32 protein-coding genes are annotated in these 26,718 nt (G+C 49.5%); 20 read left to right on the top strand and 12 right to left on the bottom strand.

Annotated features, from left to right (window positions below):
- Window positions 1-10 precede the first annotated feature (10 nt).
- From ODJ80_RS02865 to ODJ80_RS02835, 7 genes are all read left to right on the top strand, one after another.
- Window positions 11-208 carry a DUF6103 family protein gene (locus tag ODJ80_RS02865; protein ID WP_263040842.1) on the top strand — a complete coding sequence of 66 codons (198 nt, stop codon included), beginning with the start codon at window positions 11-13 and terminating at the stop codon, window positions 206-208.
- Window positions 209-321: 113 nt separating this feature from the next.
- Entirely contained in the window at window positions 322-543 is a 222-nt protein-coding gene (locus ODJ80_RS02860) for a hypothetical protein (RefSeq protein WP_263040841.1), read from the top strand.
- A 446-nt stretch (window positions 544-989) separates the two neighbouring features.
- Entirely contained in the window at window positions 990-1,412 is a 423-nt protein-coding gene (locus tag ODJ80_RS02855) for a hypothetical protein (protein WP_263040840.1), read from the top strand.
- Window positions 1,413-1,418: 6 nt separating this feature from the next.
- A complete protein-coding gene (mobP3, locus tag ODJ80_RS02850) occupies window positions 1,419-2,543 on the top strand; it encodes a MobP3 family relaxase (RefSeq protein WP_263040839.1) in 1,125 nt (374 codons plus the stop codon).
- A complete protein-coding gene (locus tag ODJ80_RS02845) occupies window positions 2,540-3,481 on the top strand; it encodes a DUF3991 and toprim domain-containing protein (protein WP_263040838.1) in 942 nt (313 codons plus the stop codon). The genes mobP3 and ODJ80_RS02845 overlap by 4 nt, the downstream gene beginning before the upstream one ends.
- A gap of 305 nt (window positions 3,482-3,786) precedes the next feature.
- The gene (locus ODJ80_RS02840; RefSeq protein ID WP_263041023.1) at window positions 3,787-5,637 is read left to right on the top strand and encodes a VirD4-like conjugal transfer protein, CD1115 family; all 1,851 of its coding nucleotides are present in this window, start codon (window positions 3,787-3,789) and stop codon (window positions 5,635-5,637) included.
- Window positions 5,624-5,911 (top strand): helix-turn-helix domain-containing protein, encoded by a 288-nt coding sequence (locus ODJ80_RS02835; protein ID WP_263040837.1) that lies wholly within the window; start codon window positions 5,624-5,626, stop codon window positions 5,909-5,911. Before ODJ80_RS02840 ends, ODJ80_RS02835 begins: the two co-directional genes overlap by 14 nt.
- A gap of 441 nt (window positions 5,912-6,352) precedes the next feature.
- Here ODJ80_RS02835 and ODJ80_RS02830 read toward each other — a convergent pair whose 3' ends face one another.
- From ODJ80_RS02830 to ODJ80_RS02775, 12 genes are all read right to left on the bottom strand, one after another.
- Entirely contained in the window at window positions 6,353-7,033 is a 681-nt protein-coding gene (locus ODJ80_RS02830) for an ABC transporter ATP-binding protein (protein WP_263040836.1), read from the bottom strand.
- Window positions 7,030-7,926, bottom strand: coding sequence for a hypothetical protein (locus ODJ80_RS02825; RefSeq protein ID WP_263040835.1), 897 nt, complete (start codon window positions 7,924-7,926; stop codon window positions 7,030-7,032). The genes ODJ80_RS02830 and ODJ80_RS02825 overlap by 4 nt, the downstream gene beginning before the upstream one ends.
- A 21-nt stretch (window positions 7,927-7,947) precedes the next feature.
- Window positions 7,948-8,175, bottom strand: coding sequence for a hypothetical protein (locus ODJ80_RS02820; protein WP_263040834.1), 228 nt, complete (start codon window positions 8,173-8,175; stop codon window positions 7,948-7,950).
- Between the two features lie 65 nt (window positions 8,176-8,240).
- Window positions 8,241-9,344, bottom strand: a complete 1,104-nt coding sequence (locus ODJ80_RS02815) for an FtsX-like permease family protein (RefSeq protein WP_263040833.1) — start codon at window positions 9,342-9,344, stop codon at window positions 8,241-8,243.
- Window positions 9,345-10,024: 680 nt separating this feature from the next.
- Window positions 10,025-11,230: a hypothetical protein gene (locus ODJ80_RS02810; RefSeq protein ID WP_263040832.1), complete on the bottom strand. Its 1,206-nt coding sequence runs from the start codon at window positions 11,228-11,230 to the stop codon at window positions 10,025-10,027.
- Window positions 11,231-11,359: 129 nt separating this feature from the next.
- Window positions 11,360-11,743, bottom strand: coding sequence for a hypothetical protein (locus ODJ80_RS02805; RefSeq protein WP_263040831.1), 384 nt, complete (start codon window positions 11,741-11,743; stop codon window positions 11,360-11,362).
- A gap of 98 nt (window positions 11,744-11,841) precedes the next feature.
- Window positions 11,842-12,489, bottom strand: coding sequence for an ABC transporter ATP-binding protein (locus ODJ80_RS02800; RefSeq protein WP_263040830.1), 648 nt, complete (start codon window positions 12,487-12,489; stop codon window positions 11,842-11,844).
- Window positions 12,482-13,225, bottom strand: a complete 744-nt coding sequence (locus tag ODJ80_RS02795) for a hypothetical protein (RefSeq protein WP_263040829.1) — start codon at window positions 13,223-13,225, stop codon at window positions 12,482-12,484. The genes ODJ80_RS02800 and ODJ80_RS02795 overlap by 8 nt, the downstream gene beginning before the upstream one ends.
- Window positions 13,222-14,064 (bottom strand): hypothetical protein, encoded by an 843-nt coding sequence (locus tag ODJ80_RS02790; RefSeq protein WP_263040828.1) that lies wholly within the window; start codon window positions 14,062-14,064, stop codon window positions 13,222-13,224. The genes ODJ80_RS02795 and ODJ80_RS02790 overlap by 4 nt, the downstream gene beginning before the upstream one ends.
- The gene (locus ODJ80_RS02785; RefSeq protein ID WP_263040827.1) at window positions 14,015-14,857 is read right to left on the bottom strand and encodes a hypothetical protein; all 843 of its coding nucleotides are present in this window, start codon (window positions 14,855-14,857) and stop codon (window positions 14,015-14,017) included. The genes ODJ80_RS02790 and ODJ80_RS02785 overlap by 50 nt, the downstream gene beginning before the upstream one ends.
- 11 nt (window positions 14,858-14,868) lie before the next feature.
- Window positions 14,869-15,972 carry a hypothetical protein gene (locus tag ODJ80_RS02780; RefSeq protein WP_263040826.1) on the bottom strand — a complete coding sequence of 368 codons (1,104 nt, stop codon included), beginning with the start codon at window positions 15,970-15,972 and terminating at the stop codon, window positions 14,869-14,871.
- Between the two features lie 230 nt (window positions 15,973-16,202).
- A complete protein-coding gene (locus tag ODJ80_RS02775) occupies window positions 16,203-16,538 on the bottom strand; it encodes a helix-turn-helix domain-containing protein (protein WP_263040825.1) in 336 nt (111 codons plus the stop codon).
- Between the two features lie 121 nt (window positions 16,539-16,659).
- Here ODJ80_RS02775 and ODJ80_RS02770 point away from each other — a divergent pair, with 121 nt between their 5' ends.
- The 13 genes from ODJ80_RS02770 (at window position 16,660) to ODJ80_RS02710 (ending at window position 26,713) form a co-directional block, all read left to right on the top strand.
- Complete coding sequence (locus tag ODJ80_RS02770; protein WP_263040824.1) at window positions 16,660-17,160, top strand: hypothetical protein; 501 nt, start codon at window positions 16,660-16,662, stop codon at window positions 17,158-17,160.
- Between the two features lie 12 nt (window positions 17,161-17,172).
- Window positions 17,173-17,898 (top strand): LytR/AlgR family response regulator transcription factor, encoded by a 726-nt coding sequence (locus ODJ80_RS02765; protein ID WP_263040823.1) that lies wholly within the window; start codon window positions 17,173-17,175, stop codon window positions 17,896-17,898.
- Window positions 17,895-19,223: a sensor histidine kinase gene (locus ODJ80_RS02760; protein ID WP_263040822.1), complete on the top strand. Its 1,329-nt coding sequence runs from the start codon at window positions 17,895-17,897 to the stop codon at window positions 19,221-19,223. The genes ODJ80_RS02765 and ODJ80_RS02760 overlap by 4 nt, the downstream gene beginning before the upstream one ends.
- Window positions 19,224-19,310: 87 nt before the next feature.
- Window positions 19,311-19,895 (top strand): accessory gene regulator B family protein, encoded by a 585-nt coding sequence (locus ODJ80_RS02755; RefSeq protein ID WP_263040821.1) that lies wholly within the window; start codon window positions 19,311-19,313, stop codon window positions 19,893-19,895.
- Entirely contained in the window at window positions 19,892-20,011 is a 120-nt protein-coding gene (locus ODJ80_RS02750; protein ID WP_263040820.1) for a cyclic lactone autoinducer peptide, read from the top strand. The genes ODJ80_RS02755 and ODJ80_RS02750 overlap by 4 nt, the downstream gene beginning before the upstream one ends.
- Before the next feature lie 285 nt (window positions 20,012-20,296).
- Window positions 20,297-20,722 (top strand): ECF-type sigma factor, encoded by a 426-nt coding sequence (locus tag ODJ80_RS02745; protein WP_263040819.1) that lies wholly within the window; start codon window positions 20,297-20,299, stop codon window positions 20,720-20,722.
- Window positions 20,723-21,187: 465 nt separating this feature from the next.
- Window positions 21,188-21,538 carry a type II toxin-antitoxin system RelB/DinJ family antitoxin gene (locus ODJ80_RS02740; protein ID WP_263040818.1) on the top strand — a complete coding sequence of 117 codons (351 nt, stop codon included), beginning with the start codon at window positions 21,188-21,190 and terminating at the stop codon, window positions 21,536-21,538.
- Window positions 21,535-21,954, top strand: coding sequence for a putative toxin-antitoxin system toxin component, PIN family (locus ODJ80_RS02735; RefSeq protein WP_263040817.1), 420 nt, complete (start codon window positions 21,535-21,537; stop codon window positions 21,952-21,954). The genes ODJ80_RS02740 and ODJ80_RS02735 overlap by 4 nt, the downstream gene beginning before the upstream one ends.
- A gap of 84 nt (window positions 21,955-22,038) precedes the next feature.
- Entirely contained in the window at window positions 22,039-22,185 is a 147-nt protein-coding gene (locus ODJ80_RS02730) for an SHOCT domain-containing protein (protein ID WP_263040816.1), read from the top strand.
- Window positions 22,186-22,247: 62 nt separating this feature from the next.
- On the top strand, window positions 22,248-23,780 hold the full coding sequence (locus tag ODJ80_RS02725; RefSeq protein WP_263040815.1) for a recombinase family protein: 1,533 nt from the start codon (window positions 22,248-22,250) through the stop codon (window positions 23,778-23,780).
- Complete coding sequence (locus ODJ80_RS02720) at window positions 23,777-24,631, top strand: recombinase family protein (RefSeq protein WP_263040814.1); 855 nt, start codon at window positions 23,777-23,779, stop codon at window positions 24,629-24,631. Before ODJ80_RS02725 ends, ODJ80_RS02720 begins: the two co-directional genes overlap by 4 nt.
- Window positions 24,628-26,262: a recombinase family protein gene (locus tag ODJ80_RS02715; RefSeq protein ID WP_263040813.1), complete on the top strand. Its 1,635-nt coding sequence runs from the start codon at window positions 24,628-24,630 to the stop codon at window positions 26,260-26,262. The genes ODJ80_RS02720 and ODJ80_RS02715 overlap by 4 nt, the downstream gene beginning before the upstream one ends.
- Window positions 26,222-26,713 (top strand): DUF7659 family protein, encoded by a 492-nt coding sequence (locus ODJ80_RS02710; protein WP_442863884.1) that lies wholly within the window; start codon window positions 26,222-26,224, stop codon window positions 26,711-26,713. Before ODJ80_RS02715 ends, ODJ80_RS02710 begins: the two co-directional genes overlap by 41 nt.
- The last annotated feature ends 5 nt before the right edge of the window (window positions 26,714-26,718 follow it).

Below are 26,718 nucleotides of genomic sequence, written 5' to 3'. Positions count from 1 at the left end.
GGAGTCCCCCATGAACAAGACCATCACCCTGGAGTTTCCGGAGAAGAAGCTGGAAGCCCTCTCTCACTTTCTCAAGAAGAAAGACACCACCACCGAGACCGAGCTGGGCTACGCCCTGGCCCGGCTTTACGAAAAGACCGTGCCGCCCACCGTCCGGGAATTCCTGGAGGACACAGGAACGGACGGCGATTCACCTCAGAATTTCTAAAACCACACACAAGGATGTGCAACGCTATGGACGGGAAAAATTGAGAACTAACCCCCGAGGAAGAAACTGCCGAGCTGGCAAAACCCGGCAGCCACCCCGAGTGGGAAACCAACTTGCCGGCCGCCATCCAAAAGGACATAGACGCCTACCTGGAGGGCATCCGCAGCCAAGTGACCTACTTGGACTGCCTGTGGGATGAGCTGTATGGTTCCATCAATGCCAGCCAGTGGGGCTGGGAGATTTCCAAAGAGCAGGCGGACTATCTGCGGGCCAAGTATCTCTTCGAGCCGGAGGATGAGGAGGAAGCAGAAGATTTTCGGCAGACCGAATCATGAAACACAGCGCTGCTGTCCCACAAAACCGGACAGCGGCTTTTTTGTACCCAGCAGCAGGGACCGGGAGAGCCGCTGTTGGCCCCCGTGTGGCCCGGTGAGGCGGTTTTCTCCCCAGGGTGGGGAAGCGACCCGCACCAAGCCCCAAAAAGCCGAATTCGGCCCCACAAAGGCAAGGTTGAAAAATCCCCGGATAAGAGCACCGGGAGGGGTGTGAAAAAGAAGCAGGACAAAGGGACGGTGCCGTGGAACGGCCCGTCCCCTTTTCACAGCGTCCGGCAGAGCCGGGCGCTTCGGGCTTTTTGAGAGATTTCCTCTCAAAATCGGAACGGTGCCGGTTTTGGGGCCTGGGCGCCTGGTTACGGTGCTGTAGATTCAATTTCGCCTAGAAAACACCAAGGTTTTCACGGTGCTGTTCCAGGCGCCATGAACGAAAGGAGCATTTTTACATGGAAGTACCAGAAAAAGAGAATCAAGAGGTCAAACGCCGCTTCCAACTTTGGGTCATGCCCTCCACATTGGAGTTGGCTGACCAATATTACCGCAGCGACAACTGCGCCAGCAGAAGTGAATTCATCGAGAAGGCAATCCAGTTTTACGCAGGCTACGTCTCCAGCCAACAGAACCAGGATTATCTCGCCCGTGTCATCCCCGCCACGGTGAAGGGTATTGTGGACGAGAGCTCCAACCGCATGGGACGGCTGCTGTTCAAGATGGCAGTGGAGCTGGCGGTGATCGAGAACATCCTTGCCGCTGTGTGCGAGGTGGACCGGCAGGAGCTGAAACGATTGCGGGGGCAGTGCGTAGAGGAAATCAAAAGGACCAACGGCATGATCTCCTTTGAGCAGGCCTTACAGTGGCAGAAAGAGTAAACAAGCATGGCCCTGCTTATCACGAAATTCGGCTACCTCAAAGACAACAAAACCCGCTCCCGTGGCGGCTACGCCAAGTACATCGCCACACGGGAGGGGGCGGAATGCCCTGGAGTAGAGGGCTACATGGCGTACATGGCCACCCGCCCTAGGGTGGAAAAACAGGGGAACCATGGCCTGTTCACCAGCGCCGGGGAGCCGGTCATCCTCTCCCAGGTGGCCAAGGAGTTGGACACTCACGGGGGGCCGGTGTGGACGCTCATCCTCTCTCTGCGCCGGGAGGACGCCCAGCGATTGGGCTTCGACACCGCCGCCCGTTGGCGGGATTTGCTCCGTGCCCAGGCAGGGAAGCTGGCCGAAGGACTGAAGATAGCTCCCAGCCATCTGAAATGGTACGCAGCATTCCACAACGAGGGGCACCACCCTCACGTCCACTTGATCTCCTACTCCACCAAGCCCGGCGAGGGTTTCCTCACCAAACAGGGCATGGACATCATCCGCTCGGCGCTGGCCCAAGAGGTTTTCCGTCAGGACTTGGTCAGCGTGTACCAGCGGCAGACCGCCCACCGGGATGAGCTGCGGCGGGCCAGCCGGGAGAAAGTTGCCGGCCTGGTGGAGCAGATCAACCGGGGCGGCTGTGAGAATTCCCAGGTGGAGCAGCTCCTGCGGGAGCTTGCCAAGAGGCTTTCCCACGTCAGGGGCAAGAAGGTGTACGGCTACCTGCGGCCAGGGCTCAAGGACCTGGTGAACAAAATCGTAGACGAGCTGGCCAGGGATGAGCGCATCACTGCCCTGTATGATCTGTGGTATCAAGACAAGCAGGCCGCCCGGAATGTCTACGATGAGAGGCCCCTACAGCGGGTTCCCCTCTCGGAAAACCCGGACTTCAAGCCCATCCGCAACGCAGTGGTACGGGCGGCGGTGGAGCTGGACGTGGAGCAGCGACAGACGCAAAACCAGAACGACACCCCGCCCCTCCTGCCCATGGCTACCCGGCTCTTGCGGCAGGTGGGGCAGATTTTTAGACAGCAATTCCAGATCGACCCGCCCGTGGCCCGGCTGGTGGACAAAAAGCTGCGGCAGAAGATCGCCGAGAAAAAGCAGGCCCACGGGCAGAAATTAGAGATGTGATTGGAGGGATACCTATCACCAAAAAGCAACGCTATCTGGCAGGCCGCACCGATTTGGTAGCCCTGCTCCGCTCCCGTGGGGAAACACTCAAGCGTTTGGGCAGCGAGTGGGAATGGAAATTCCACGAGGAACGGGTCACCATCCGGGGCCATCTATGGTTCGACCAGTACACCCAGAAAGGTGGGGACGCTGTGGGCTTCTTCCACTACTTCTACGGGGAATCGGAAGAACAGGCGGCAGCCATGCTGCTGAACTGCTCCCTCTCGGACCTGGAGAAGCTGCCCGCCCGCTCTCCGCCCAGTTTGTCTCGTTCCAAGCAAGAAGAACCGAAACACTTAGAGATTCCACCCGCCCATAAAGATATGCGGCGGTTGTTCGCTTACCTGTGCCAGACCAGGGGCATCGCCCCGGAGGTGGTGTCCGCCTTCGCCCGGAAAGGGCATATTTTTGAAGATGCCAACCATCACAACGCCATGTTTGTGGGCCGGGATGAACAGGGCAAGGTGCGCCATCTACACGCCAGAGGAACCCTCACCGGCTCCCATTTTCGGCAGACGCTCCCCGGCAGCGAGAAGGAGTACAGCTTCCACTGGCCAGGTACCAGCGGAAAGCTCTACGCCTTTGAGGCCCCGGTAGATATGCTGTCCTACATCTCCCTGCACCCGGAAGGGTGGCTAAACCACACCTATGTGGCCCTGTGCGGGGTGAGCGCAGCCCCCATCCACCGACTGCTGGAAACGCAACCCCAGCTGCAGGACGTCACCCTGTGCCTGGACAATGACAAAGCTGGACACAACGCTGCCCGCAGGATCGCCGGCGAATTGCTGCAGGAGTGGAACGTCACTGTGTCCGCTGAATTCTCCACGCTCAAGGACTGGAACGATGAGCTCCTCTCCTTTCGTCAGGAGGAAAGCCAAGGGCTGACTATGTCCATGTGAAATTCAAAACATGACTCACAAGGGGGAAGTACGCCTGTTCCGTGACACCGGCCCCCTGTCATGGTGACAGGGGAAGGGGAACTATACCAGGTGAAGGATAAGCAGAAAAGAAAAAATCACAGAGAGTTACCGGAAGATTACCGGTAAGCCAGAAAACAAGTTGGAGAGAAGAAATCAGGCTTCGGGTTTTCCACAGGGCGGAAGATTCGCACCCTTTTTTCTTTTCTGCTTGGAGAATCGCTGAGAACCAGAAGGGAGTTGATTGTTTGCAGCCAATCGTGAAGTTGGTGATCGCTGGGGCGGCCATGTTCGCCACCCTGGGGCTGATCGCCGGATTGTCCGGAATGTACAGCCTCAACATTAGGGCCAAGACCGTAGGCCACGGGCAGCATGGAACCGCCCGGTGGGCTACCAAGAGGGAAATCAAAAAGACGTACACCCATGTGCGGTTCGAGCCAGAGCTGTGGCGAAAAGGGGAGCACCTACCTACCGCACAGGGCATCGTGGTGGGATGCTTGACAAGACGCCACCGTCTGGGCAATGGCTTTCGCACTGTGTGGAACGTCCTGGTGGTGAAGCTGCTGCGTCGTTCCCATCCCATCCCCAAGACCGCTGACGAAACCACGGCCCTGGTGGACACCGGGGATGTCCACGCTGTTATGATCGGCGCCGCCGGTGTGGGCAAGACGGCTTACTGGCTGTACCCCTGTTTAGAGTACGCCCTGGCCAGCGGGATGTCTTTCCTCTCCACGGACACCAAGGGCGACGTGGTGCGGAATTACGGCAGGATCGCCCAGGAGTGCTACGGCTACCGTGTAGGGGTCATCGACCTGCGCAACCCCACAAAGTCGGATGGCTTCAACCTGTTGCACCTGGTGAACAAGTACATGGACGCTTACCGGGAGCACCCGGACACTTTGCTCTACAAGGCCAAGGCCGAGCGGTACGCCAAAATCATCTCCAAGACCATCATCACGGCAGGGATGGACGGCCAGAACTTCGGGCAGAACCAGTTTTTCTACGACGCCGCCGAGGGACTGCTCACCGCCACCATCCTGCTGGTGGCGGAATTCTGCCCTCCCCCGGAGCGGCACATCGTGTCCGTGTTTAAGATCATCCAGGAGCTCATGGCCCCCAGCCAGACCAAGGGCCAGACCCAGTTCCAGGTGCTGCTCTCTATGCTGCCGGAGACCCACAAGGCAAAATGGTTCGCCGGGGCGGCCACCTCCACCGCCGACCAGGCCATGGCCTCGGTGATGTCCACCACCCTGGCCCGGCTCAACGCCTTTCTGGACAGCGAGATGGAGCAGCTGCTGTGCTTCGACACCGCTGTAGACGCGGAGACTTTCTGCAAGAAGAAGTCCGCACTGTTCCTGGTGATGCCGGAGGAAGATCCCAATAAATTCTTCATGGTGAGCCTCATCATCCAGCAACTGTACCGGGAGATTCTCTCTGTGGCGGATGAGAACGGCGGGAAGCTGCCCAACCGGGCGGTGTTCTACGCTGACGAGTATGGGACGCTGCCGAAAATTGAGTCCGCCGAGATGATGTTCTCCGCCAGCCGCTCCCGGCGGCTCTCCATTGTGCCCATCATCCAGAGCCTGGGGCAGCTGGAGAAGAATTACGGCAAGGAGGGGGCGGAGATCATCGTGGATAATGTGCAGCTCACCATCTTCGGCGGGTTCGCCCCCAACAGCGAGACCGCTCAGGCGATGAGCAAATCTCTGGGCAGCCGGACTGTGCAGACGGGTTACATCAGCAAGGGGAAAGACAACGGGTCCCAGTCCCTGCAGATGATGGAGCGGCCCCTCATGACCGCCGATGAACTGAAGTCCATGCCCAAGGGCCAGTTTATCGTGATGAAAACAGGGACCCACCCCATGAAGGTGAAGCTGAAGCTGTTCTTCCAGTGGGGCATTTCCTTTGGGGCGCCGTACACGGTTCCGGATAAGGGCAACCGCCCTGTGGCCTATGCCGGAAAGGAAGCCCTGGTGCAGGCCATCCAGGAAAAGTACCCGCCCCAGGAAGAACCCCAGCAGCCAAAGGCGAAGGAGCAGCCACCCCAGCCGGGGCCGGAGGACAAGAAACTCCACGCCAGCTCACCTGGCAGAAGACAGACAAAACCGGGAAAGGAAAGAGAAGATGACAGACCTTAAGCGGATTTATCAAAGCGACCTGCCCAGCCGGGCCATTGCCGTGTACCTCTACCTGCGGGGCAGGGCCAACCGGGAGGGCGTGTGCTGGCCGGCCATTCCCACCATGGCCAGGGAGCTGAAGATGTCGGAGAGTACCGTACGCCGGGGTGTGCGGGATTTGGAAAAGGCTGGATTCCTCTCTGTGGAGGAAAGGTTTCGGTGGAATAAGGCGGATTCGTCAAACTTGTATGTGCTCGTGGGGCAATCATCCGAAAAACAGCTTCTCAGCAAGTAAAATCTAAGCCCTCCCGGAACGAACCGGGAGGGCCTTTCCATTGGGAGTGTGGTAGGATAGCTTCACATTTCAAAAGGGGTCGAGACTATCGAAAGCGCAAAATACGGGTACATCCGGGTATCCAGTAAAGACCAAAACGAGGAACGGCAGCGAATCACCATGGCGGCCAACCCTCTTCATAACAAACAGTGGTATCTGCTATTACTATCAGCAGTCACGGATAACTAGAGTTATGTGTATAACAAAAACTGGCCAGAAACCTACGATAGCAGAAAGAACCAGCTTCAGATTGTTTCAATAATCGCAAATCTGTCGCTTTAATCACCTCAACGAATTCAGATAATATAGGCCTATATAGATCGTTGTGATTCAAGAAAAATATATGCGGTATATATGGCAGGAGGGATAATTGCAGAAATACCATAGTTGCATTGGAAAGCTCTATTCATCATCTGTAATATCGCTAATTACTTTTCCATCGGCAAGAGTAATTTGTCTATGGCAAAATGAGGCAATATCTCTATCGTGGGTTACGACGATAATTGTAATACCCTCTTTATTTAGGTTGGACAACATATCCATAATTTCAATCCCCGTTTTACTGTCTAGCGCACCTGTCGGTTCGTCGGCCAAGATTAACATGGGACGTTTTACGATTGCTCTAGCAATTGATACCCGCTGTTTCTGTCCCCCTGACAGCTGGTTAACTTTCTTGTTTTTGAGATTGAATATTCCTGTTTCCTGTAATGCAATTTCTGCTAACCTTTTCATATCTTTAAAAGGAGTATGATCAAAAAACATGGGAAGCATAACATTAAAAATGACCGTTTTATCTCCAAGTAAAGCGAAGTCCTGCATAACAAGACCGATTGAATCGTTCCGAATCTTTGCAAGTTCTTTGTCAGAACACTGGTTCATATCCTGACCATCTAGAAAATAATCTCCCTCATCATACCTGTCCAAAGCACCTAGTATGTGTAATAAGGTGGATTTTCCAGATCCGGATTTTCCCAATATTGCAACGAAATCCCCTTCGTCGATATGTAAATTTATATCATCCAGAGCGATGACGCAATTTTGGCCACTTCCATAAACTTTTTTAATTTTATTCAAAGTAATCATTTTTGCTCTCTCCTGTATTCTTCTAAGGGTGACCATCGACGAGTTTGAACCCATATCACCAAAATAGGAGCAAAGATTGCCAATGTCACAATTCCCATAACAGCGGGTATTAAATCTGTGTTGATAATAGATGCCTCAGGGAGCACAACTCCATATTTCAGCAAAGTTGGATACATGATGACATAACAGGTCGTAATAATCCCACCCATGATGCCAATTAACCCTACCCCCGAAAATAATATTCTGAGACTACTGCCACGACTACATCCACACAACCTGTAGATACTGTGAGCAGGCAACATTTTTTGAACCATAATTACAGAAACAGAAACTAACGACACAAGAGAAACACTAAGCAGGAAAAGGGGCAACGGAAGATTTCGCTTTATTTCATTAAGAATTTCTTTTTCGGTATTCTCAAGTATCGTGTTAAAGTACAAAAAACTCCCTTTAGATAAAAGAAACTCTTCCACCTCTTGGCGTTCTGCTGCAATTATATCCTCTCTCAGCTTAATCATACAATTTTCATGATAAAGATTTGAGTCTTCAAGGAAGGCATCGATCTCTTTTGATTCCTGAACTAGAATAGTGTTGTGTCCCTGTGAAAACAAATCCATTGCAGTGACATTATTACTTTGCATGCCAAACGAGGGAAGATATGATGGTTCATTTTTTTTGCCTACTATAGTAAAAGTAAAGGGCAGAGGAGTGTCCCAGCCAAAATCGACTGTAATTTGAGAACCGAGGGAGTAATCTTCAAAGAGATATCCACATGCTACTATGTCATCCTGCTTTATTCCGGGAGTTGTAAACCAATCTCCTTGATCAATGGGAGCGAACGTCGAGATAAAACTATCATCGCATAGTAATACATTAATATATTTGCCCGTCATTTTGACTGTAGCTGTTTTGGGTCAGATTAACGACTCAATACCAGGAATATTGCCGTATTTGATTTCCTCAAATGCAATTCCAGAACGAGGATCTCCTTCAAATATCATTGGCATAAAGTAAATAGTATTATTAAAGTTTAAATTTGAACCAACCAAAAAATCCCTTGTGTATGTCATATATTTTACTCGTCCTAGAAACGAAACAGACTGGAGCAGAGCAAAAATAAGAACCACTAGTAAAATGGCCACAGAAATGATGTTCTTTTTATAGCACTCTAAAATTAGACATATCTTTTTCAAATAAATCCCTCCTGTTATCGAAAACGTCGTTCCATCTCGACCAAGGAATGGGTTGAAGAATAACATACGAATGGAAGTACTGCAGCAAAGGAAATTAGTATTTCCAGAACGAAGCAGACTAAATAGTCATAGATAGAGTACCGAATACTACCATATATATTAATTTTAACGAAAAGGAGATCATAACAAGTAACATGAACAATACAGGCAATAAAAGCTGCTGCGCTGCTTAGAATGATTATTTCAAATAACGTAATTATAATTACCGATTTATTGTCAGCTCCAACTATTGAATATACTGCATTCTCATAACTGTTTTCTGAAACTAGATATTGAAATAAGCTTAGAAATGATAAGATTGATATTAGAAATACTCCGCTCGAAAGCACAATACCCTCAAGATTTTTAGACTGATCAGCTTGTATCAATTCAAACGGGTCTGATATTACAGCATCCGGGAGTAACTCGGAAATTTGACGAAGAAGTTTGTTGTTTGTATGACGAGAAGGAACTGAATCTAAAATTACCTCTATACTACTTTGGTTAAATCCATTAGTTAGGAAAGCGTGGAGCGGAATGAAGACAATATTAAGATCAAAATTTGTAGTTCTTCCAACTACAGTAAATTTATTTCCCTCGAGTAAGATGGAAGAAACCTCACCGTAGTCCATAGGAATAATGGCAACATTCTGATGTAGTTCTTCTTTTGTGAAACTATTTTTACCCTGATATGAGTAGATAGCATTGTTGTTCTTGACCAAAGAGATAATATTAAGTGGTTGCGGAGTCATGGCTTCATGGACGTGCGAAATAAATGGATTTTCTATTTCACATTTTACCCTTACATCCAAAACAGAAGTTGAGAGATTACTTAGTTTTTTTAGAATTTCTTGATTCAACTGGTTTGTAGAATGAATAATAAATGTTCTGTATTGCAGTGCATTTCTGGCTTCATTTTGTTTATCCACCATAGAATTCCCGTAAAAGAAAATAAATGCAATAGCTGAAATGGTAATTCCAAACATAAACATTGCAAATATTAGGGCATTATGGAAAGCATAATGTTTAATTCGTGATGATGCTAAAGAAATATATTTTCTAAACATAGTATTCTCCATGGATATAGGTGGGTGCCTCTCAAATGAGAGACACCCACCCCAACATTTTATCCGGCCGTATAGTAGTGGCTAGTACTCCCTGTGCTTCCCGAATGGGTTGCCGAAGTGGCATAATCAGTACTTTCAACAGTCGCCCATAACGAATCCAGCCAACCAGAGCTGTCTGCGTTATAATCGCTCTTACTTGCTCTACCACCGTTTTCCCCCACAAGGCTTACCTTGGCGTATCCAGAAGAGCTCTCCAGTTTAACCCTTTATTTACGGTGGCCACCGTTCGTACCTTTATCTTGCCTATATCTTACCACAGCTTTTTCCAAAAATCAGGAGTTTTGCACGAACTGTCGTTTTTGTTGATTATTTTGTTGGTGCTATCTTCTGTGAGCGATTTGGCTCTTTCCTTGTGAAACATCCCAGCTGGCCTCCGCGTATTCTCCGGAATAGAAATTGCGCTCTGAAGAACGGGTCCAAACTCAACTGCCTTCTAGCAAGAGCGGCAGACCGTCACTATTCCACCACCTGTTATATCCCCTCGAAGCTCTCTTTTACCGGCATATTCTCTTTGCCTCATTTCTACTTTCCCTGTATGCGGTAGCTCGATTTGGTACTTGCGCAAACTGAATTATTGGGTATATCCCTACCTTTTCCTTTCCAGTCTTCTCACAACTGGGAGCTATTTCAAATTAAGTCGTACCTTGTAGAAACTGGCTATACCCAATACCGTTGAAAGCCAATCCTAACAGAAGCAGTAGTTGCAAAAACAGAAAGTCTCGATATTTTAAATTTATCTTACTGCTACATATGGCTGTAAAAACGGCAGGCATTGTATCCGCGATGTACCTGTTCCCATAATGGTATCCTCCCATCGTTTTGTGGCTCACCAACATAAGGATATGTAATATTACGCAACACAGCACCAATAGATCTATGACAGTAGGGGACTTTGAAGTCACAACCACATACAGCCACCAAACGAGAATCGGGAAACAGATAATAATATTCATTCCGTTAAATTGCGGTATACTCATCTTAGTTTCAGGGCTAAAATCAGGCAATCGAATAAGATTGTAGAGATTTTGAATCATATAGCTGGGATGGAATTGTCCGTTCTCCGAGTTCGTGAATTCTGGCAAATAATTATGCCCAAACTCCATGGGATTCCCGAACCGCAAATAATTCAGAAGGAGGTAGGATGCAGCTAATAGCACTGTAGGAGTGAAGACCACCATTTTTTTCAGCAAGTAGGTCTTTAGCCTGATTACCGTGGATTGAGAGTGGTGAGTGTAGATATAGATGATCAATGGCATATATACCACTTGGAATGGCCTGCAGCCTGACGCACAGCATAAAAGAAACAGTGAAAGCCCCTTTCGTCCTTTCTTTGCATAGTAAATACTCATTAGGGTAAGTGTAAAAGACATATTTTGCGCCACGAACCACACGCCTATAGAGAGGGGAAGTGGAAGTACGGCCCCTCCTACATATAAGAAAATAGGAAGCAAGACTGCATACCATTCATTCCATTTATACTCCAACACTGTCAGTGAACTGTATGCTACGCCGATTAATGCCACCAGAAGGTTAATCAAGCTCTCAGGAGTATTCTCTCCTAAAAAGTAGGCAAATGGCAAAAGTACATACGAAGGAAAGGGCGGGAAACTAACATAGTATTTCCCATTATATATGGCTAATTCAAGCCAGGAGTAATTCTGTCCTAAATCCAATCTGCCATTCAGCCATGCGATACATTGCTTCGTATATGAATTATATGGGCTGTGGGTAAATATTTCCCCGCAGTATAAATACAAGATTATGTAAACCCCAAGCACCACAAATACTGGGTATACAAGGAATTTAATCTGCCTCCATTTCACTGTATCATTAGCCATATCGTCACCCTGCGGAACACAACTCCCTATTCCGCATATCCTTTCCATTTGTTTATAGACGATCATGTAAAAACACGGGTAACGCATATTAAGTCTAGCCTTAATATGCGTTACCTCATTATGGACTACTCAGTATTCATCAGGACTCCAGGAGCCAGAAATTGCAGTTGAATATGCCGACTCCGCAGCGTTCCTTCTCACCCAGAGGATATAGGGGCTGCCTTTAACCCCATGACCGCTGAGATAAGAAGGTGTTGCTCTTCCTCCCGCATCGATCCATGCCCAATCCGTCGCACGGGTATACTGGTTCGCATTGATGGTGGTTCTTACGCTGTAATTACCACTGTTTGTGTCAACACGAATAGCAGCATCCCGATACGAGGTTGCTTTTACCAGATACCCGTTAGCCCAGTCAAAGCAACCAGTTTGATCGGTCTCGTTGGTTTCGTAGAGCGTGAAGTAGTAATAAACCACTTCCCTAGCGCTGGCCGGAATCGCAATTGCAGTGAGCATAACGATTGTAGCCAGGAACGCTGCCAGCTTTCACTTCATAATCATACCTCCTGTTTTATTATTCTCAAACCAATTGGCTAGACAATTGGTTTTTGAGCTTATCCGTCTATAATTTTCCCATCCTTCATGTAATATGTTTTATCACACAACGTAGAGATATCCTCTTGGTTGTGGCTGGAAAGGATAATCGTTTTTCCTTGAGATTTCCACTGCAAAATAAGTTTTCGAACATCTTCCACACTCGAAGAATCCAGGGAATTCATTGGTTCATCGAGTATGATCATGCTAGGATCTTCCATGACTGCTTGGGCAATGCCTAGTTTTTGCTTCATCCCCAACGAATATTTAGCCACTCTCTTTTTAGATTTTGGGTCGAGTCCTACGAGCTCCATTGCATCGTAAATTTCTTTTTTACCGATTCTATGGCGGATCATCGCCAACAGCTTCAAATTTTCATACCCACTGAAATGGCCTAAGAAGCCCGGTGCCTCAATGATAATCCCCAAGTCTTCAGGGAAGTCCATATCCCTACCAACTATTTTTCCCCCCACGGAAACCGAACCGCTATCCGGCTTAAAGAAACCACAGATGCATTTCATTAGTACTGTTTTCCCTGATCCGTTTCTACCCACTAGCCCAGTAACGGTGCCTTCGGCAAATTCTGCGCTCACATGATCCAGTACGATGGTATTGTTTAACGTAAGCGTGAGGTCCTTAACTGAAATCATCCGATTCACCTCAATCATTCATTCGATAAAGAACTTTTTTTGCTCCAATGATTCCCACAAAATAAGCAATACCGGCAAGTAGCAAAAGGATAGTTACAGCAATCCAGCCATCCACGCCATAACAATTGTCACTTATACGCAACCGATTTGCCATCGAATATGTCCCTACTAAGAAAGGAGTCATCGCTGGAAAAAACTTACCCAAGACATAACTCGTCATAACAATCGCCAGTATTACCACCATAGACCATTTAAGGTTTCTGAGCCACAGGCCAAGACTCACCAGCACTACTGAGAGCGTGCAATTATAGATAGCATTTACGCAGAACACCTGGAAAAGCATCCCCACTTCTGATCCCAGCCCGGTGCCTTCCCCTAAAATGACTCCAGTTAAAAAGGCTGCAAGAAACACAGCTAAAGAGAAACTCCCCGCAAGTAGCAGCGAAAAACGAACCCATGAGTTCCACCATCGCCGTATTGACTTCAAGCGGATAACGGTGATGTACAGCCTACCTGACAATTCCTCCGAAATTTGCATTCCCAAGAAAACTAGCAGCGGTAAAAAGGAGAGCAGCCATTGCATGAGTTTCATCAAATTGTCGGAAAGGATACCGGCGCGAATTCCACCGAATATCCCGCAATAAAACTCGAAGACTGTCTTTCCTTCCCATTGGTTCCCAGCAAGCAAAAAGCATAATACAATATAGCTGATAAGAGTAGGGAAAAAAAGTCCCTTATATCCACTGATCTTCATTCCTTTTCTCCAATGAAGAAGTTGAAATTCTTTGCTAGTTTACAAGTCCACGCGAAAGAGCAAAGAGATATGGACAGGAGCAACAGAATGGATTGACCAATTTTAGGGTCTGACCCCGTACCAGTCAACTGATGCTGTGCCAAATTAACATGACAAGCGATTGACAGCCAGCCACTCCATTCTTTCAGGATAAGATCTGCTGAAAACAGATATCCCATAAATATCAAGCTAGCTACTACACACAAACCAACAAACTTCCCTTTCCATAGGTTCAGGGAGAACAATATTGTATTTAATGCCAGTGTCCCAAAGAAAAACAATGCCATTATACAGGCTACCGAGACATAGGGATTTAAGTTTTCAATCAAAGTTATCTCAATCGGAGCACTCTCGTTCAGGGCCCCACCATAGGCGGTGAACCATGCTGTGTCGCTCCAAATATTCTGAAAGTAGCCTACGGAAAAACCCGATAGAACGCAAACCAATAATGCAAAAATAAGAATCAGTAAAGTGGAAAAACAAATGTACAGGATTTGGCCCATTGCCCATGAAAACCGGGTCTTCCGTATCAGAAGGTATGGCGTACAATCGTCAATAAAAGGGACATCTTGATACAGCAGAAGGAGAATCAGCATGATAAACAGGAGTGAATATCGCTGCGTAAACATAAGGATAAACGGCTCAAATACCTGTATGGATAGCCCGATCTCCTTGCTATAATCTACATACTCGCTAGTCATGGTCAGGCATAACAACAGCAACACAAGAAATGCGCAAATCACTCTGGGATTACGCTTCCATTTTTTTATTTGCATCCACGCAAATACGAAGCTCGCCACCGCCTACCCTCCTTTTCACGCCCAAGTAGAACAGCACGTAACACACTAGGAACACAGTTGCGTGATATGCCAACATATAGAGAATACCCGCTGTGTCCGAGGAGAAATGCAGCACATCATATACAGGATCGAAACTGTAATACAGGTTCAAAAATCCCAAATGTAATTTACTAAAGAGAAAGTTCCCACCATACGCCAAGATTACAGGAAAACACCAGGTAAAAAAGGGGTTAGGCAAGTAAGCTGACGCAGCCAACGCAATGACTGAGCAAGAAGCACTGAAGCAGGAAAAAAAGAATATTTGGCTAAAGATCACCGCTTTCCCGTCGAACACCGTTCCTAGTATCTCCCATGCTGTGTCTTGGAGCTGGTTACCGTTCTCCAAAACATACAGTTCCGTATAAGGGGCCGCAAAAGCAACGCAGATAATTCCAAAAACCATTAGAGGTATGGATATTACCAAAAAGCCACTGGTCCACACGGCGAAGTATTTTGTTCTCGTATATGCTTTAAGGTAAACGTTTCTGTGCAAGGCAAACTGAAGGTATCCCGAGTTTGTATCCTCGCAAAACACAGCTGCATATGGGATAGAGGCTAGAAAAGGAGTGAGAAGCATGAGCGGGGAAAAGTAAACGGTCATGTTAAAGAATTCTACACAGTGATTTTTAGCCTCTCCAGAAATAATCTCAACCAAACCAATGCCGAACGCCTCTTGAGCTATCAGGAATGTGGCCATAAGGGGAGAAACATACAGTCCCACATTCCGGCTCAACCTATACATATCCGATTTCATACGTTACGCCCTTACACTATTTTGCCTGTGATGGCATTTACAGCAAACGTGACACTGCTTATATTTCCTTCTTGATCTACTCTCTCCAGCCCAAACATCCAGATAGGGGTCAATACGAACCCGCCGTCCTGGGGGAGGTGGGCATACGCCAGATTTATCATTTGCACAGTGAGGGACTGAGCGTCAGACAAAGCTCTGCTGAGAACAGCCATGCCTTCCTGGCGTAAAATATTCAACGCATCCTCTAAAGAAATAACTTTCACTTCTTGTCTGCTTTCCTCTTCTATTTGTGAAGAACGAAAATTGAGAAGAAGCAATTGTCCATCTTCTCCTATGCAGGCACGGACTTCTTCATAGGGGGGAACCTCCTCTATGGAAGTGGGTTGGGCACCTGAATTCACTATGGGCAGTCCCTCTATGATTGGCTGACAAGCTATCTCATAGAAAAAGCCGGTGTTGCCACTCCCGTATTTCGCACAAAAGGCTGGGGCAAAATGATGAACCCCAATGCTATCCAGAATGTCATTCATTTTGTCAACATACTGGTTATTAAGATCTTCGTCAGATACAAGATTGTTCAAAGTTGTGTCTAGCTCTACCGTCTCAAGAGTCCTATAGCTGGTGAAGTCAATATCCGGATTAAAACTCAACACTCCACTATCACCGATATAATTACTTCCCCCGTTTGCATTAGGCTCAATATCATAGGATACACCAAGCAATTCGTCAGCCATTTGTTTCTGGAAACTCTCATCCCCAATATTGAAATTTTCGGATTTCCACGTGTATACCTGCTCCTGCTTTACTGGAACAACTTGTGCATCAAGCACTAACGATAACTTTCCCTGGCTGTAAACATCTTCGACCCTCTCTGGCATTACGGATAGATGGCTATTGTCTATCGCTTCGGGGGATATAGTCGCTTCTGTAAGTGCACCGGAAGACAATGAAGAACCATCAGATACCAATGAACTATCCCCGTTATCCCTGACCGGAGGTGTGCCGCAAGATACAAGCATAAGCGACAATATTCCAACTAAAACTAGCTGGATTAGATTTTTGCCTCGGTTCATATTTTCCTCCTCCTCCTTCTTCTCAAAACAAATTTCGCGCAAAATGGTATGCCTTTTCATCGGTCCTGAGGGTCACTAAAACATGGCTATATTTTAGCATCTTCTTTTTTGAAAATCAGGAGTTTTGCACGAACTGTCGTTTTTGTTGATTAATCTGTTGTTGACAGCAGACAGAAAAAGGGTCCGCTTCCCAGAGGAAGCAGGCCTTCTGCAATTCAATACATAAAAAACGACAATTTGCGCGATTTTAGCAAAAAAGAAAATACACTGTGTTATTCTGATTTTGGGTGGGTCAGAGCAACCAAATCCTGCGCTACCCGAAGAATATGCAGCTGAAACGGTTGATCCAGCTTCTCCAGTGTATCAAGAATTTCCGCAAGCAACACATTCCTGGGAACGGGCAGCTCTGAGTCAACATAGAACTCATCCACTTTTACTCTCAGAGCATTTGCCAACAGCTTTTGGTTCTCCTGATTGGGGCGCAAAGAACCCGCCTCCCACCGGGCTATGGTGGAGGTGGAAACTCCACAATCTTCGGCAACCCTCTCTTGGGTTTTCCCTCTCATTTTTCGGATTTCCCTAATCCGATTACCAAAATCATTTTCCACAGAATCACCCCAGGAAATTGTATCAGCAAATAGAGTTCCAAACCATTGCGCAAAACGCTATATATGTTTACATATACGGTTTGGCGGGTTATAATAGACCCAAAAAGAAAGGATTTTGGCTATGGAACCCTGTTTGCACCTTAACATCCCTGTGGAAAGCATGGTACGAAAACTGATTCTTACGTGCAACCAAGAATGCCAGCCTATTTTAAGGAATCAGGCGTTTTCCCTCTTCCGGTTGCTCTGCGAGATGGGGTTTGACTTTTACCAGGTCTTGCAGCTCTACGCCAAACTGGAGCGGTTTTCTGAGGAAGAGATCCACGTGATCCTTCAGATGTCGCCTCCGCCGAAAGCTGCCCTGCGCCCGACTTCGAAGGACATCCGCATGGCCATGCCCCGGTGGACGCCCACAAAATACCACACCGGCCCCATCGATGAAGTGGTGAAGGAGATCCAGATCACCATGGCGGAGAAAGAGCAGGGGATTCACGCCTATAACAGCAACCTCAATCCCAAAAACCGCCGCAGCCTCAACGATCTTTACCTGATGGTTATTGATGGGGACGACATCTGGTGGTATGATATCAATCGAAGGAGCACCTACCAATTCATCATCGAGTAGGAGGAGATACTCTTGATCAAAATCGCCCTGTGCGATGACGACAGCCAGTTCGTCAGCAAAATCACCGGACTGATTCAGTCATTGCTTCAAGACGGCACTGATTCCCCGGTCATTACCACTTACATCAACCCAACGACACTTACGGACGCCATCTCGGATGGAGAGCGATACGATGTCTACATCCTTGACGTAGAGATGCCAGAACAAAACGGCCTGGAGGTTGCGAAGCGTATCCGGGAATTCCAGCCAAACGCTCCCTTGCTCTTTTTATCCTCCCACCTCAGCTATGCCACAGAGGGCTATAAGGTACAAGCTCTGCGGTACGTCCCCAAGCTGGACTTAGAGAACGCTCTGCCAGAGGCTCTGGAGCAGGCCCTTGCGACCCTGGAAAAAACGGATACCCGTTCTATTATGGTGCAGCACTATCAGAACTATACCCGTATTCTCTACAAGGACATCCTCTATGTCCAGAAAATGCAGCGCAGCATCCAGATCGTCACGGACCGGCAGGGGAACTTTAAGGACAACCGTGGGATCAAAGAGCTGTTTTCCGAAATCAATGATCCCCGCTTTATCTTTACGGACCGGGCCTATTTTGTAAACCTCGACTACGTCCAGGAGCTGGATGGTTCCTGGCTGGTGTTGACCAACGAGGATCGGGTTCCCATCAGCCGCCCTATGATGCCCAGTGTAAAGAAGGCCATGATTGCCTTGTGGGGAGGGAAACGGAAAAAATGATCTATCAAATGGTGGATTGGGCTGCAACATACATTGAAAGTCTAGTGATGTTGTTTGCGATTATCCTTATCAGCGGGAACAAGAAGGAAAGCCACGGATATATGGCTCTCATATACCTGACAGCTTTGTGTGGTGCCCTTTTGGTGGCTTTTCTCAACTCTATCCAAACTTTCTCTTTTGTCACCCCAGTGATCTCCATTGTATTTTTGCTCTGTGTTTCATTTTTCCTTTCTACGGGAAAACTAATTTTGCGGGCTGCTTCATGCATTATGGTATCGTTCATTATCTTGGCGATTGGCTACATTTGGATGATTTTCGTCTGTATTCTCCATGGCGGCAGATTTGAAGACGCATTTTTGGATTTCATGACGCCGGGACCATTGCGCTGCCTTTATTTGGCTTTGGACAAATCCACTGATATTGCTATCTATCTCATCTTCCGAAAGCGCCTTCATCGATTGTCCGCATTGAAGAACAGATGGCTTGTTTCTCTCCTCATTGGCAGTGCATTTGCCTACGGGGTTACTCAATATTTGATGAACGCCATCCTTTCTCATGATATCCATACCATGCGTCAGGCGTCTATTGTATCGTTTCTGGTTCTGTTGCTGTTCTTCCTGGTATTTTCCCTCTTGCTGTTGACGATCTCAGCCAGGGATCAGGAGCGGGCGCAGCGCCTGGTGCTGCAGCAAACAGACCGCCTTATGGAGAAGAATTATCAGACGCTCCACCAGGATCTGCAGGAAAACGCCAAGCGCATCCACGATTTTCACCACCACCTCCAAGCGATATTGGGGCTTGCCGAACAGGCCGGGGATCAGAAAACTGAGGAATATGTCCAGTCCCTTCTGGATGTTTCCTATCGAGACGTCCGAATGTGCAGCTGCGGAAACGACATCATTGACGCTGTCATCAACTGCTCCGCAGCGGAGGCGACCCGCTCCAAGATCGACTTCCAATACAATGTGGAGCTTTCTTCCAACCTTTCGCAGATCGCCCCCATAGATCTGTGCGCAGTTCTGGGAAACCAAGTGGAAAACGCCTTGGACGCCTGCAAGAAGATCCCCGACTCTCAGCGCCGGTTTATTCAGGTGTCCATCCACCAGAATAAGGGTTTTGTTGTGATCCAGGTGACAAACTCCGCCTATCGAAACCCCTTTACGGCAGATGGCCGGCTCGTTACCAATAAAGAAGATCCCGAGTTCCACGGGCTGGGGCTGAAGAGCATCCAAGATACGGTAGACAAGTACAATGGCTACCTGACCAACTCCTATGAAGACCATACGTTCCATTCGGAAGCTCTTCTCTGCTTTTCTACAATTTAATACATAAAAATCAGCAGTTCGCGCAAAATTGCTGATTTTTTTATCCATGTTTGCTAGAATATCATCATACAAAAGAGAGGTGATTCAATGTTAGAAAATATCGCATCTCGTCTAACTGACCAGCTTTACCTACATTGTCCCCTTGACCAGCGAAAAAAGGTGATATACACCTACGGCATCCAGCTAAGCCTGTCCACTTTGGCGTCCATGTGTTCCATTGTACTTTTAGGGATATTGTTGGGGGATGCCCCCTCCGCTTTCCTGTTCCTGGGTGTATTCTTCTTCCTTCGCCTCTTTGGCGGCGGATACCACGCCCCTACCTATGCCCGTTGTTTCCTGCTCACAAACTCCGTTTACCTCGCCGTGGTGGGAGCAAGCTACTGGATCGTGCGCTTTCAGCTGTATCATCTGCTCCCTGTAATCGTTGTGGCGTCATGTGTAGTCGTGATGGTTCTTTCTCCGATTCGAAACAAACGCCATCCGTTGTTCGAGAAAACCTACCGGAAGAACCGAAAGATCGCTGTTGTTCTGGTTTCCATAGAGAGTTCGCTTTTTCTGCTTCTTTTCTTTTGGCGGATCTTTCCGCCTTATGTGATCGTCTCCACCATGTCGTTAGCAGCGGTTGCTGTTATGATGCTAGTCACCTTAAATGGAAGGAGAGTAAAACAATGACATCTTTGTTCGCATTCCTGGCATCTATCATTGAGATGATTGCTTCCGCCGGTGCTGGGGTAGCTTCTATTGGCTTTGGCTATGAACCCGAACTGCCCGAAGAGCTGCGCAAGTAAACCACGATCCCCCAAGGAAAAGGGCCTGCCCTCCTGCCTGTAATTTGCAGACAGGGGGATAGGTCCTTTTTCTGTGTAACGATTTACGACGGGTGTGGCTTGTGCTTCTGAAGCCGCTGCCCCCGCCGCACGATACTGTCCTTATGCCGCAGTCCGCTGGGCTGCGGTTTTTTTATATAGGAGTAAAACCTCATATAGAAAACACTTTTCTTTTTCCCGTTGCCGCTCCCCACCATTCTGATTTCGGTCACCCAAAAACCTGAAATCAGAATGGAGGCACCCATCATGGGAAAAAGCTATACAGAGCTCAAAAAAGAATTCGAACAAGAGTGGGCCAAAAACCTCAAGCTGTACATAGAGGCCGGCATGAGCCCGGAGTTCATCGCCGCCATGCGGGAGTTCGATGAGGAAGTTTTCCGCAAGGAGCGCACTTTCCAGGACAAAACTCCTTCCCGGATCGAATACTGGGACGATCCCCGCCTGGACAACCCCGTGGAATACTTTTCCCAGCCCAAGAAAGACCTGGACACCCAGTTGGAGAACATCTTACCAGGCCTGTCCCAAAGGGCGTCCATGCGGGATAAGGAGATCCTCCTGCTGGCAGTCGCCGGCTATACACAGTCCGAAATCGCCGTGAAATTGCACATTTCACAAGTTGCAGTTTTGAAGCATCTGCACAAATTTCAAAAACTTTTAAAAAGGGGGTTATAAAATCGCCCTTCTCGCTGCCTAGAGGGTGAAAGGACAAATCATCCGCCCTTTTCCTTGCGCCGAATAACAGGCAGAAAAAAGAACGGGCGGAGTCCTTTCACTTATCATCCGCACCTTGAAAACCGAACAAGTCAGTGTACGCATACGGCACCCTCTGACCAGGAGCCACCGGGAGAATTCCCAGCAGGCGGGCGGCACCCGCCTGGGCTGCGAGCGGCAGAGGGCATCGGGCACTTCCGTCCAGCCACAGAATCACGCAATGGGGGCGGCCCGGCGAGAACCGCTGGGGGTTAAGATTACCATGAGGGCAGGCAAGCCGCTGCCCGTGTTGTACACTCCCAGCCAGGGGAAGCGAGGCAAATACTGGTATAAGACTGAAATCAGAGTTCAAGATAGAACAAACGGGCACAGCGTGTTCGGCTGCGCCCGTCCTTGTGTCTTGAAGCAAAGAAAAGGAGTAATCAAATGATTGCATTTGCAAACACATTGTGGTATAATAGTAGTACCAAAAAAGAAGGAGGAATTGCTATGGCCAACACTTTAGTGCAATTTCGAGCGGATGAAACCTCCCGCATCAAAGCAGTGGGGATCTGCGAGAAGCTGGGCATCGACCTTGCAACCTATCTGCGGATGTGCATCTCGCGGCTCGTTCAGGAAAATGGCATCCCCTTCAGTATGAAAGTGGATGATATCTCCGAGAACCGAGGCATGGCGGCGATGAAAGAAGCCAGCCGGATCGCCGCTGCGGAAGGCATCGCAGACATGACGCTGGATGAGATCAACGAGGAAATCGCAGAGACGAGGAAGCTGTCGTGAAATACTACGCTGTCATTGATACCAACGTCCTGGTGTCCGCCATGCTGAAGTGGGACTCGGTACCTGGGAATGTCCTGGAGCTTGCCTTCAGCGGGGTAATCGTCCCCTTACTGAATGAGGCTATCATGGGTGAATACCAAGCTGTATTGAGCCGGCCAAAATTTCATCTGCCCGAAAGCGTGATCCACGATATCCTGGCGGAGATCCATCAATGTGGTGTGTTTGTTGACGCCCCAGAGTTGGACGCAGAACTCCCCGACCCCAAAGACCGGGTATTTTTCGAAGTGGTGATGGAACAGCGAAAATCAGAGGATGCGTACCTTGTCACCGGCAGCATCCGCCACTTCCCGGAAAAACCCTATATCGTGACCCCCAGGCAGATGCTGGACATCATCCTGGGGAATGTGGACGAGTAAATTTGCAGCAGAAAAAAAGGCATCTATTCCGTTTGAGGGATAGATGTCTTTCTTTTTAATTGAACCTTGGAGGGAGGTTCCACCGTGAAACTGGAGAATTCCATCAACTACTATTACGCTAAAAAAGCCCTGCGATTTCTGCTGGAACAGGGTCTATTGAGCGAAACCGAGTACGAAATAGTTTGTAGGTACAACGCCGAAATTTTCCGCCCGGGGAGGGAGTACATCTAGCCACATTGGGTATGGACTTCCGCCCCGGATTCTGGTAATGTCCGTGGTGGAGGTGAGAGAAAGTGGCCCAAGTGCAGATCATTCAGCCATATCAACCGCAAAACGATGCACTGGAAAAGGTAGCGGCTTACTGCCGGGTGTCCACCGACTCCAAGGATCAGCTGAACTCCTACCGCACCCAGATTGGCTACTACACCAACTTCATCGCCCAGCACCCTGGCTGGGAGCTGGCGGATATTTACGCGGACGAGGGCATTACCGGCACCAGCTTGGAAAAACGAGACGAGTTCAAGCGGATGCTCCAAGACTGCCGGGCTGGAAAAATCTCCCGCATCCTGGTGAAGTCCGTTTCCCGGTTCGCCCGCAATACTCTAGAATTGATTGAAACCACGCGCGAGTTAAAAGACTTGGGCGTGGTCGTTGTTTTTGAGGAGCAGGGCATTGACACCTCCCAAATGTTGGGAGAGATGCAGCTGACCCTGCTGGCCATGGCCGCCCAGGAGGAAAGCACCTCCATCTCCAAGAATATGCGGTGGAGCTATCAGAAGCGGATGGAAAACGGGACGTTTTTAGGGTGCCGTTCTCCCTTTGGCTACACTCTGGAAAATGGAAAACTTCTTCCACATCCGCAACAGGCGCTCATTATTCAAGAGATTTTTGAGCGTTTTCTTGCCGGAGAAGGAAAACAGGCAATCGCTGATGACTTGACAATACGTGAGATTCCCACCCGATTTGGAAACACCCAGTGGAATATCGCAGGAATCCACTACATTCTAGCCAATGAACGATACTGTGGAGACGCACTGCTTCAAAAGACTTTCACTTCAGGTTTTCCGGCACGAAAGCAGAGAAACCACGGGCAGGTAAATCAGTATTACGCCGCTGACACTCACCCTGCCATCATTTCCGAAGCTACGTTTCGGGCCGCGCAAGAATTAATCAAAAAAAGGGACAATGGACAGAGAACACGTCTCCATGCGGAGCTGCCCATTGTCTGCCCCGAATGTGGGTACAAATACCGAAAAGTAAAATCCCGCGGAAAAGAGCACTGGGTATGCAGTCTGCGAAATCGCGGACAAAGCCATTGCCAATCTCCCCGGTTAGAAGAATCGGATATACAAATGGCGTTTCTCGCCATGGTGGGGAAGCTGTATACCAATCAAGAAAGCATCTTGCAAGGGTCCCTTTCCCTCCTGGAAGAAATCGCCGCCCGGCAGGAGCTGGGAAACGCCAAGCTCTACGAGCTGAACACCGCCCTGGCGGACTTGAACGAAAAAGCCCACACTCTCCAGCGGCTCCACAACAAGGGCTTCATTGAGGACAGGGACTTCCGAGAGCAGAGCGATGCCCTGGCTTCCCAGCGGAAGAAGCTAAGTGACCAGCGCGGGAAAATCATCCACGGCAGCAAGGCCCTGGAAACCCTGGACAAACTGAGAGAATTACAGGACACACTGGCCGCTCTCCCGGAGATCCCCTGGGAATTCGACATGGACCTATTCGACCAGCTGGTAGAAAAAATCGTGCCCATCAGCAATACAGAGTTGCTCTTCAAATTAAAGTGTGGACTGGAACTCAAGGAGGTGATCCCCCAGTGAGAAACCGCAGCATCCCATTCGGTTATCAGTATCAGAACGGTGTCCTGGCGGCACACCCCCAGGAGAGCCAGACCGTCCGGGCCGTGTTCGCGGCGTACCTCGGCGGGGAACCTCTCAGCAAGATTGCCGCCCACCTCACCGCCAAGCTGGTGGAATACCTCCCCGGCTGCTGTCAATGGAATAAAGCCCGGGTGAAGCGTATCCTGGACAACGCCAAATACATAGGCAACGGGGGGTATCCTCCTATTGTTAAGGAAAGGGACTTTCAGATGGCCCATCAGAAAAAAGAGAACGCCAATACCAACCGACAGCGGGTGGACGAGGACATCAAGCTGTTCAAGGGCCTGGCCCACTGCCACCACTGCGGCGGCATCATGGTGCGGCGGATGGACTCCCGCATGGGGCATCCCGTCACCTGGAAGTGCCCTCAGTGTGGATACTTCTTTCCTCTGCCTGACGAGGAATTCAAGCGCAGAGTGTTCCTCCTCCAGAAAAAACTGGCAGACAAACCCTTGCTGGCAGAAAAGGAAGAAGAAACAATCCCCGTGACCTCCATGGAGGCCCGGCGGCTTACCAATGAAATCTTCCGCAAGCTGGACAGCGGCAATTTTTCCGAGGATGAGCTGGTTGCCCTTGCTCTGCAATGTGCGGCGAAAAACTATGAAGCAATCAACAGCGCCCGACACATTACAGATAGATTGACAGCGACCCTGCTCCACGCGGGGCCGCTGTCTGCCTTTGATAGGACACTGTTCGAAAGAACGGTTTCTGAAATACATCTCGCACGGAAAGGGGAGATCCTCTTGAAACTGCAAAACGGCGTGTTCGTGGGAGAAGGTGATTCCCCGTGAAGTCAACAACCCCACGGGAGCCGAGGAAGGTCACCATCATTCCCGCTGCTCTAAAACAAGTAGAACCAGGCAGAGCCGCCAACCAGAAACTGCGGGTGGCAGCCTACTGCCGGGTGTCCACCGACTCGGAAGAACAGATCAACAGCTACAAAAACCAGCTGGCCTACTACACCGAGAAAATCAACAGCAAAACGGAGTGGAAATTCGCCGGCATCTACGCCGACGAGGGCATCACCGGCACCAGCATGAAGCACCGGGAGGATTTTAAGCGGATGCTTCGGGCCTGCCGGGAGGGTCGCATCGACCTGATATTATGTAAATCCGTCTCCCGGTTTGGTAGAAATTCCGTGGACGTGCTCCGCACCATCCGCGCCTTGCGGGAGCGGGGCATTGGCGTAATGTTCGAGAAGGAAGGTGTGGACACCCGCACCATGAACTCGGAGCTCATCCTGGCCTTTCACTCGGCATTCAGCCAATCTGAGTCAGAATCTATCAGTGGCAACGTCCGCTGGGGCCTGCGGAAAGCCTACGAGAATGGCACCATCTCCATCGGTCCCAACCTGTACGGGTTCCGCAAAGGGCAGGACGGCGGGGTGGAAATCGATGAAGAAAAAGCTACCGTCATCCGACAAATCGCCCGGTGGTTCCTGGATGGGGACAGTCTCCACACCATTGCGGACAAGCTAGCCCAGAGGCACATCCCCAGCCCCAAAGGGAAAGATACTTGGAGCACCGCCACCCTGCGTTCCCTCCTCACCAATGAGAAGTACAAAGGGGACGCCCTCCTCCAAAAGACCTACCGGCCCAGCCTGTTCTCCGACCGGGCGGTGCAGAACGATGGCTACCTGCCCAAGTATTATGTGGAGGGCGTGCTCCCCAGGATTATAGAGCAGGAGGTGTTCGACCGGGTGCAGGAGGAACTGGCGAAGCGGGGCGCTAAGCGTCCCACTTCCGAAAAAGCCAAAACTCCCTTTGGCCGGTACAGCGGGAAATATGCCCTGTCCACCCTGGTGGTGTGCGGCAAGTGCGGAGCGCTGTACCGGCGGGTGACCTGGTACCGCAAGGGCGAAAAGCAAATCATGTGGCGCTGCGGCACCCGGCTGGACGGCAAAGCCAACTGCCCCGACTCGCCTACCATCGAGGAAACCATTCTTCAAGCCGCCGTGATGGAGGCCATCTCTCAACAATACATCCACAAGGACGAAGCCGTGGAAGTTACCATGCAGAGTATCCGCTCGGTGCTAACCCCGGAGACGGCGGACAGCGAGTACGCCATCCGCACCAAGATCAATGAACTGCAGAAGGAGAGAAAAGCCCTCCTAGCCAAAGCCCTTGCTGAGAACGATGACGGCAAGTACGACTTCCAGTTCACCCGGATCAAGCGGGAGTTGGAGCAGCTCCAAGCCCAGCTGGAGGGTGTCCAGGCGGTGCAAAAGACCCAGGCGGTGGACGAAGCCCGGATGGCGGAGATCGCCGCCCTGCTGGCGAAATTCAAGGAAAGCGACCTCACCTTTGACGACCTCCTGGTGCGCAAGGTAGTGGAGACGGTACGGGTGGAATCGGCGGAGAAGCTGGAAATCACATTCAAGGATGGGAACCGGAAGGTGGTTGCCTTGCTGGAAAGGGGGTGAAAGTATCAACCAATATCAAGTCATGAGGGACCGCCAACAAAGGGAGGTGAACGCCCTCCCCATGCGATTTGCCTTCAGCCAGGAGCAATTCAACGAGGTTATGAAGGAGTGGGGCCTTGATCCGAAAAAGGATTTGGACAAAATTACCCGTATCCCTTGGGGCGGATTCATCCAGAAAAAGGACGCTCCCCTGATGCACGAGACATTTGCCCGGCACCACAGGGAACTCCAAGCCGCTATTGACGCAGACCCCACTGGAGAGGGATTCATCAAGGATATGTTCCTCTATGAGCTGGAAAACCACGAGTACAGCTACACCGGCACGGTGGAAGATGCCCTGGACTCCCTGGGGCTCTCCTTCGAGGATGTGGTGGCAAACCCCAGGCTGGCCCGTGGGCTGGATTTGGCGGAGCAAGAGATTTTGGAACAGCAGCAAATAATGGGGATGTGAATAGG

Source organism: Acutalibacter sp. LFL-21, assembly GCF_025630755.1.
GTDB lineage: Bacteria > Bacillota > Clostridia > Oscillospirales > Acutalibacteraceae > Acutalibacter > Acutalibacter stercoravium.
Note: the sequence above shows the minus strand (reverse complement) of the source record. Positions and strands in the feature narration are given on the sequence as shown.

Coding starts and splice junctions, on each gene's coding strand:
- ODJ80_RS02710 (WP_442863884.1), top strand. CDS start 26,222: ATGGGAACCGGAAGGTGGTTGCCTTGCTGGAAAGGGGGTGAAAGTATC.
- ODJ80_RS02745 (WP_263040819.1), top strand. CDS start 20,297: ATGGGAAAAAGCTATACAGAGCTCAAAAAAGAATTCGAACAAGAGTGG.
- mobP3 (WP_263040839.1), top strand. CDS start 1,419: ATGGCCCTGCTTATCACGAAATTCGGCTACCTCAAAGACAACAAAACC.
- ODJ80_RS02740 (WP_263040818.1), top strand. CDS start 21,188: ATGATTGCATTTGCAAACACATTGTGGTATAATAGTAGTACCAAAAAA.
- ODJ80_RS02800 (WP_263040830.1), bottom strand. CDS start 12,489: ATGATTGAGGTGAATCGGATGATTTCAGTTAAGGACCTCACGCTTACG.
- ODJ80_RS02830 (WP_263040836.1), bottom strand. CDS start 7,033: ATGATTACTTTGAATAAAATTAAAAAAGTTTATGGAAGTGGCCAAAAT.
- ODJ80_RS02825 (WP_263040835.1), bottom strand. CDS start 7,926: ATGACGGGCAAATATATTAATGTATTACTATGCGATGATAGTTTTATC.
- ODJ80_RS02755 (WP_263040821.1), top strand. CDS start 19,311: ATGTTAGAAAATATCGCATCTCGTCTAACTGACCAGCTTTACCTACAT.
- ODJ80_RS02835 (WP_263040837.1), top strand. CDS start 5,624: ATGACAGACCTTAAGCGGATTTATCAAAGCGACCTGCCCAGCCGGGCC.
- ODJ80_RS02810 (WP_263040832.1), bottom strand. CDS start 11,230: ATGGCTAATGATACAGTGAAATGGAGGCAGATTAAATTCCTTGTATAC.
- ODJ80_RS02770 (WP_263040824.1), top strand. CDS start 16,660: ATGGAACCCTGTTTGCACCTTAACATCCCTGTGGAAAGCATGGTACGA.
- ODJ80_RS02815 (WP_263040833.1), bottom strand. CDS start 9,344: ATGGAGAATACTATGTTTAGAAAATATATTTCTTTAGCATCATCACGA.
- ODJ80_RS02865 (WP_263040842.1), top strand. CDS start 11: ATGAACAAGACCATCACCCTGGAGTTTCCGGAGAAGAAGCTGGAAGCC.
- ODJ80_RS02795 (WP_263040829.1), bottom strand. CDS start 13,225: ATGAAGATCAGTGGATATAAGGGACTTTTTTTCCCTACTCTTATCAGC.
- ODJ80_RS02750 (WP_263040820.1), top strand. CDS start 19,892: ATGACATCTTTGTTCGCATTCCTGGCATCTATCATTGAGATGATTGCT.
- ODJ80_RS02760 (WP_263040822.1), top strand. CDS start 17,895: ATGATCTATCAAATGGTGGATTGGGCTGCAACATACATTGAAAGTCTA.
- ODJ80_RS02805 (WP_263040831.1), bottom strand. CDS start 11,743: ATGCTCACTGCAATTGCGATTCCGGCCAGCGCTAGGGAAGTGGTTTAT.
- ODJ80_RS02840 (WP_263041023.1), top strand. CDS start 3,787: ATGTTCGCCACCCTGGGGCTGATCGCCGGATTGTCCGGAATGTACAGC.
- ODJ80_RS02855 (WP_263040840.1), top strand. CDS start 990: ATGGAAGTACCAGAAAAAGAGAATCAAGAGGTCAAACGCCGCTTCCAA.
- ODJ80_RS02785 (WP_263040827.1), bottom strand. CDS start 14,857: ATGAAATCGGATATGTATAGGTTGAGCCGGAATGTGGGACTGTATGTT.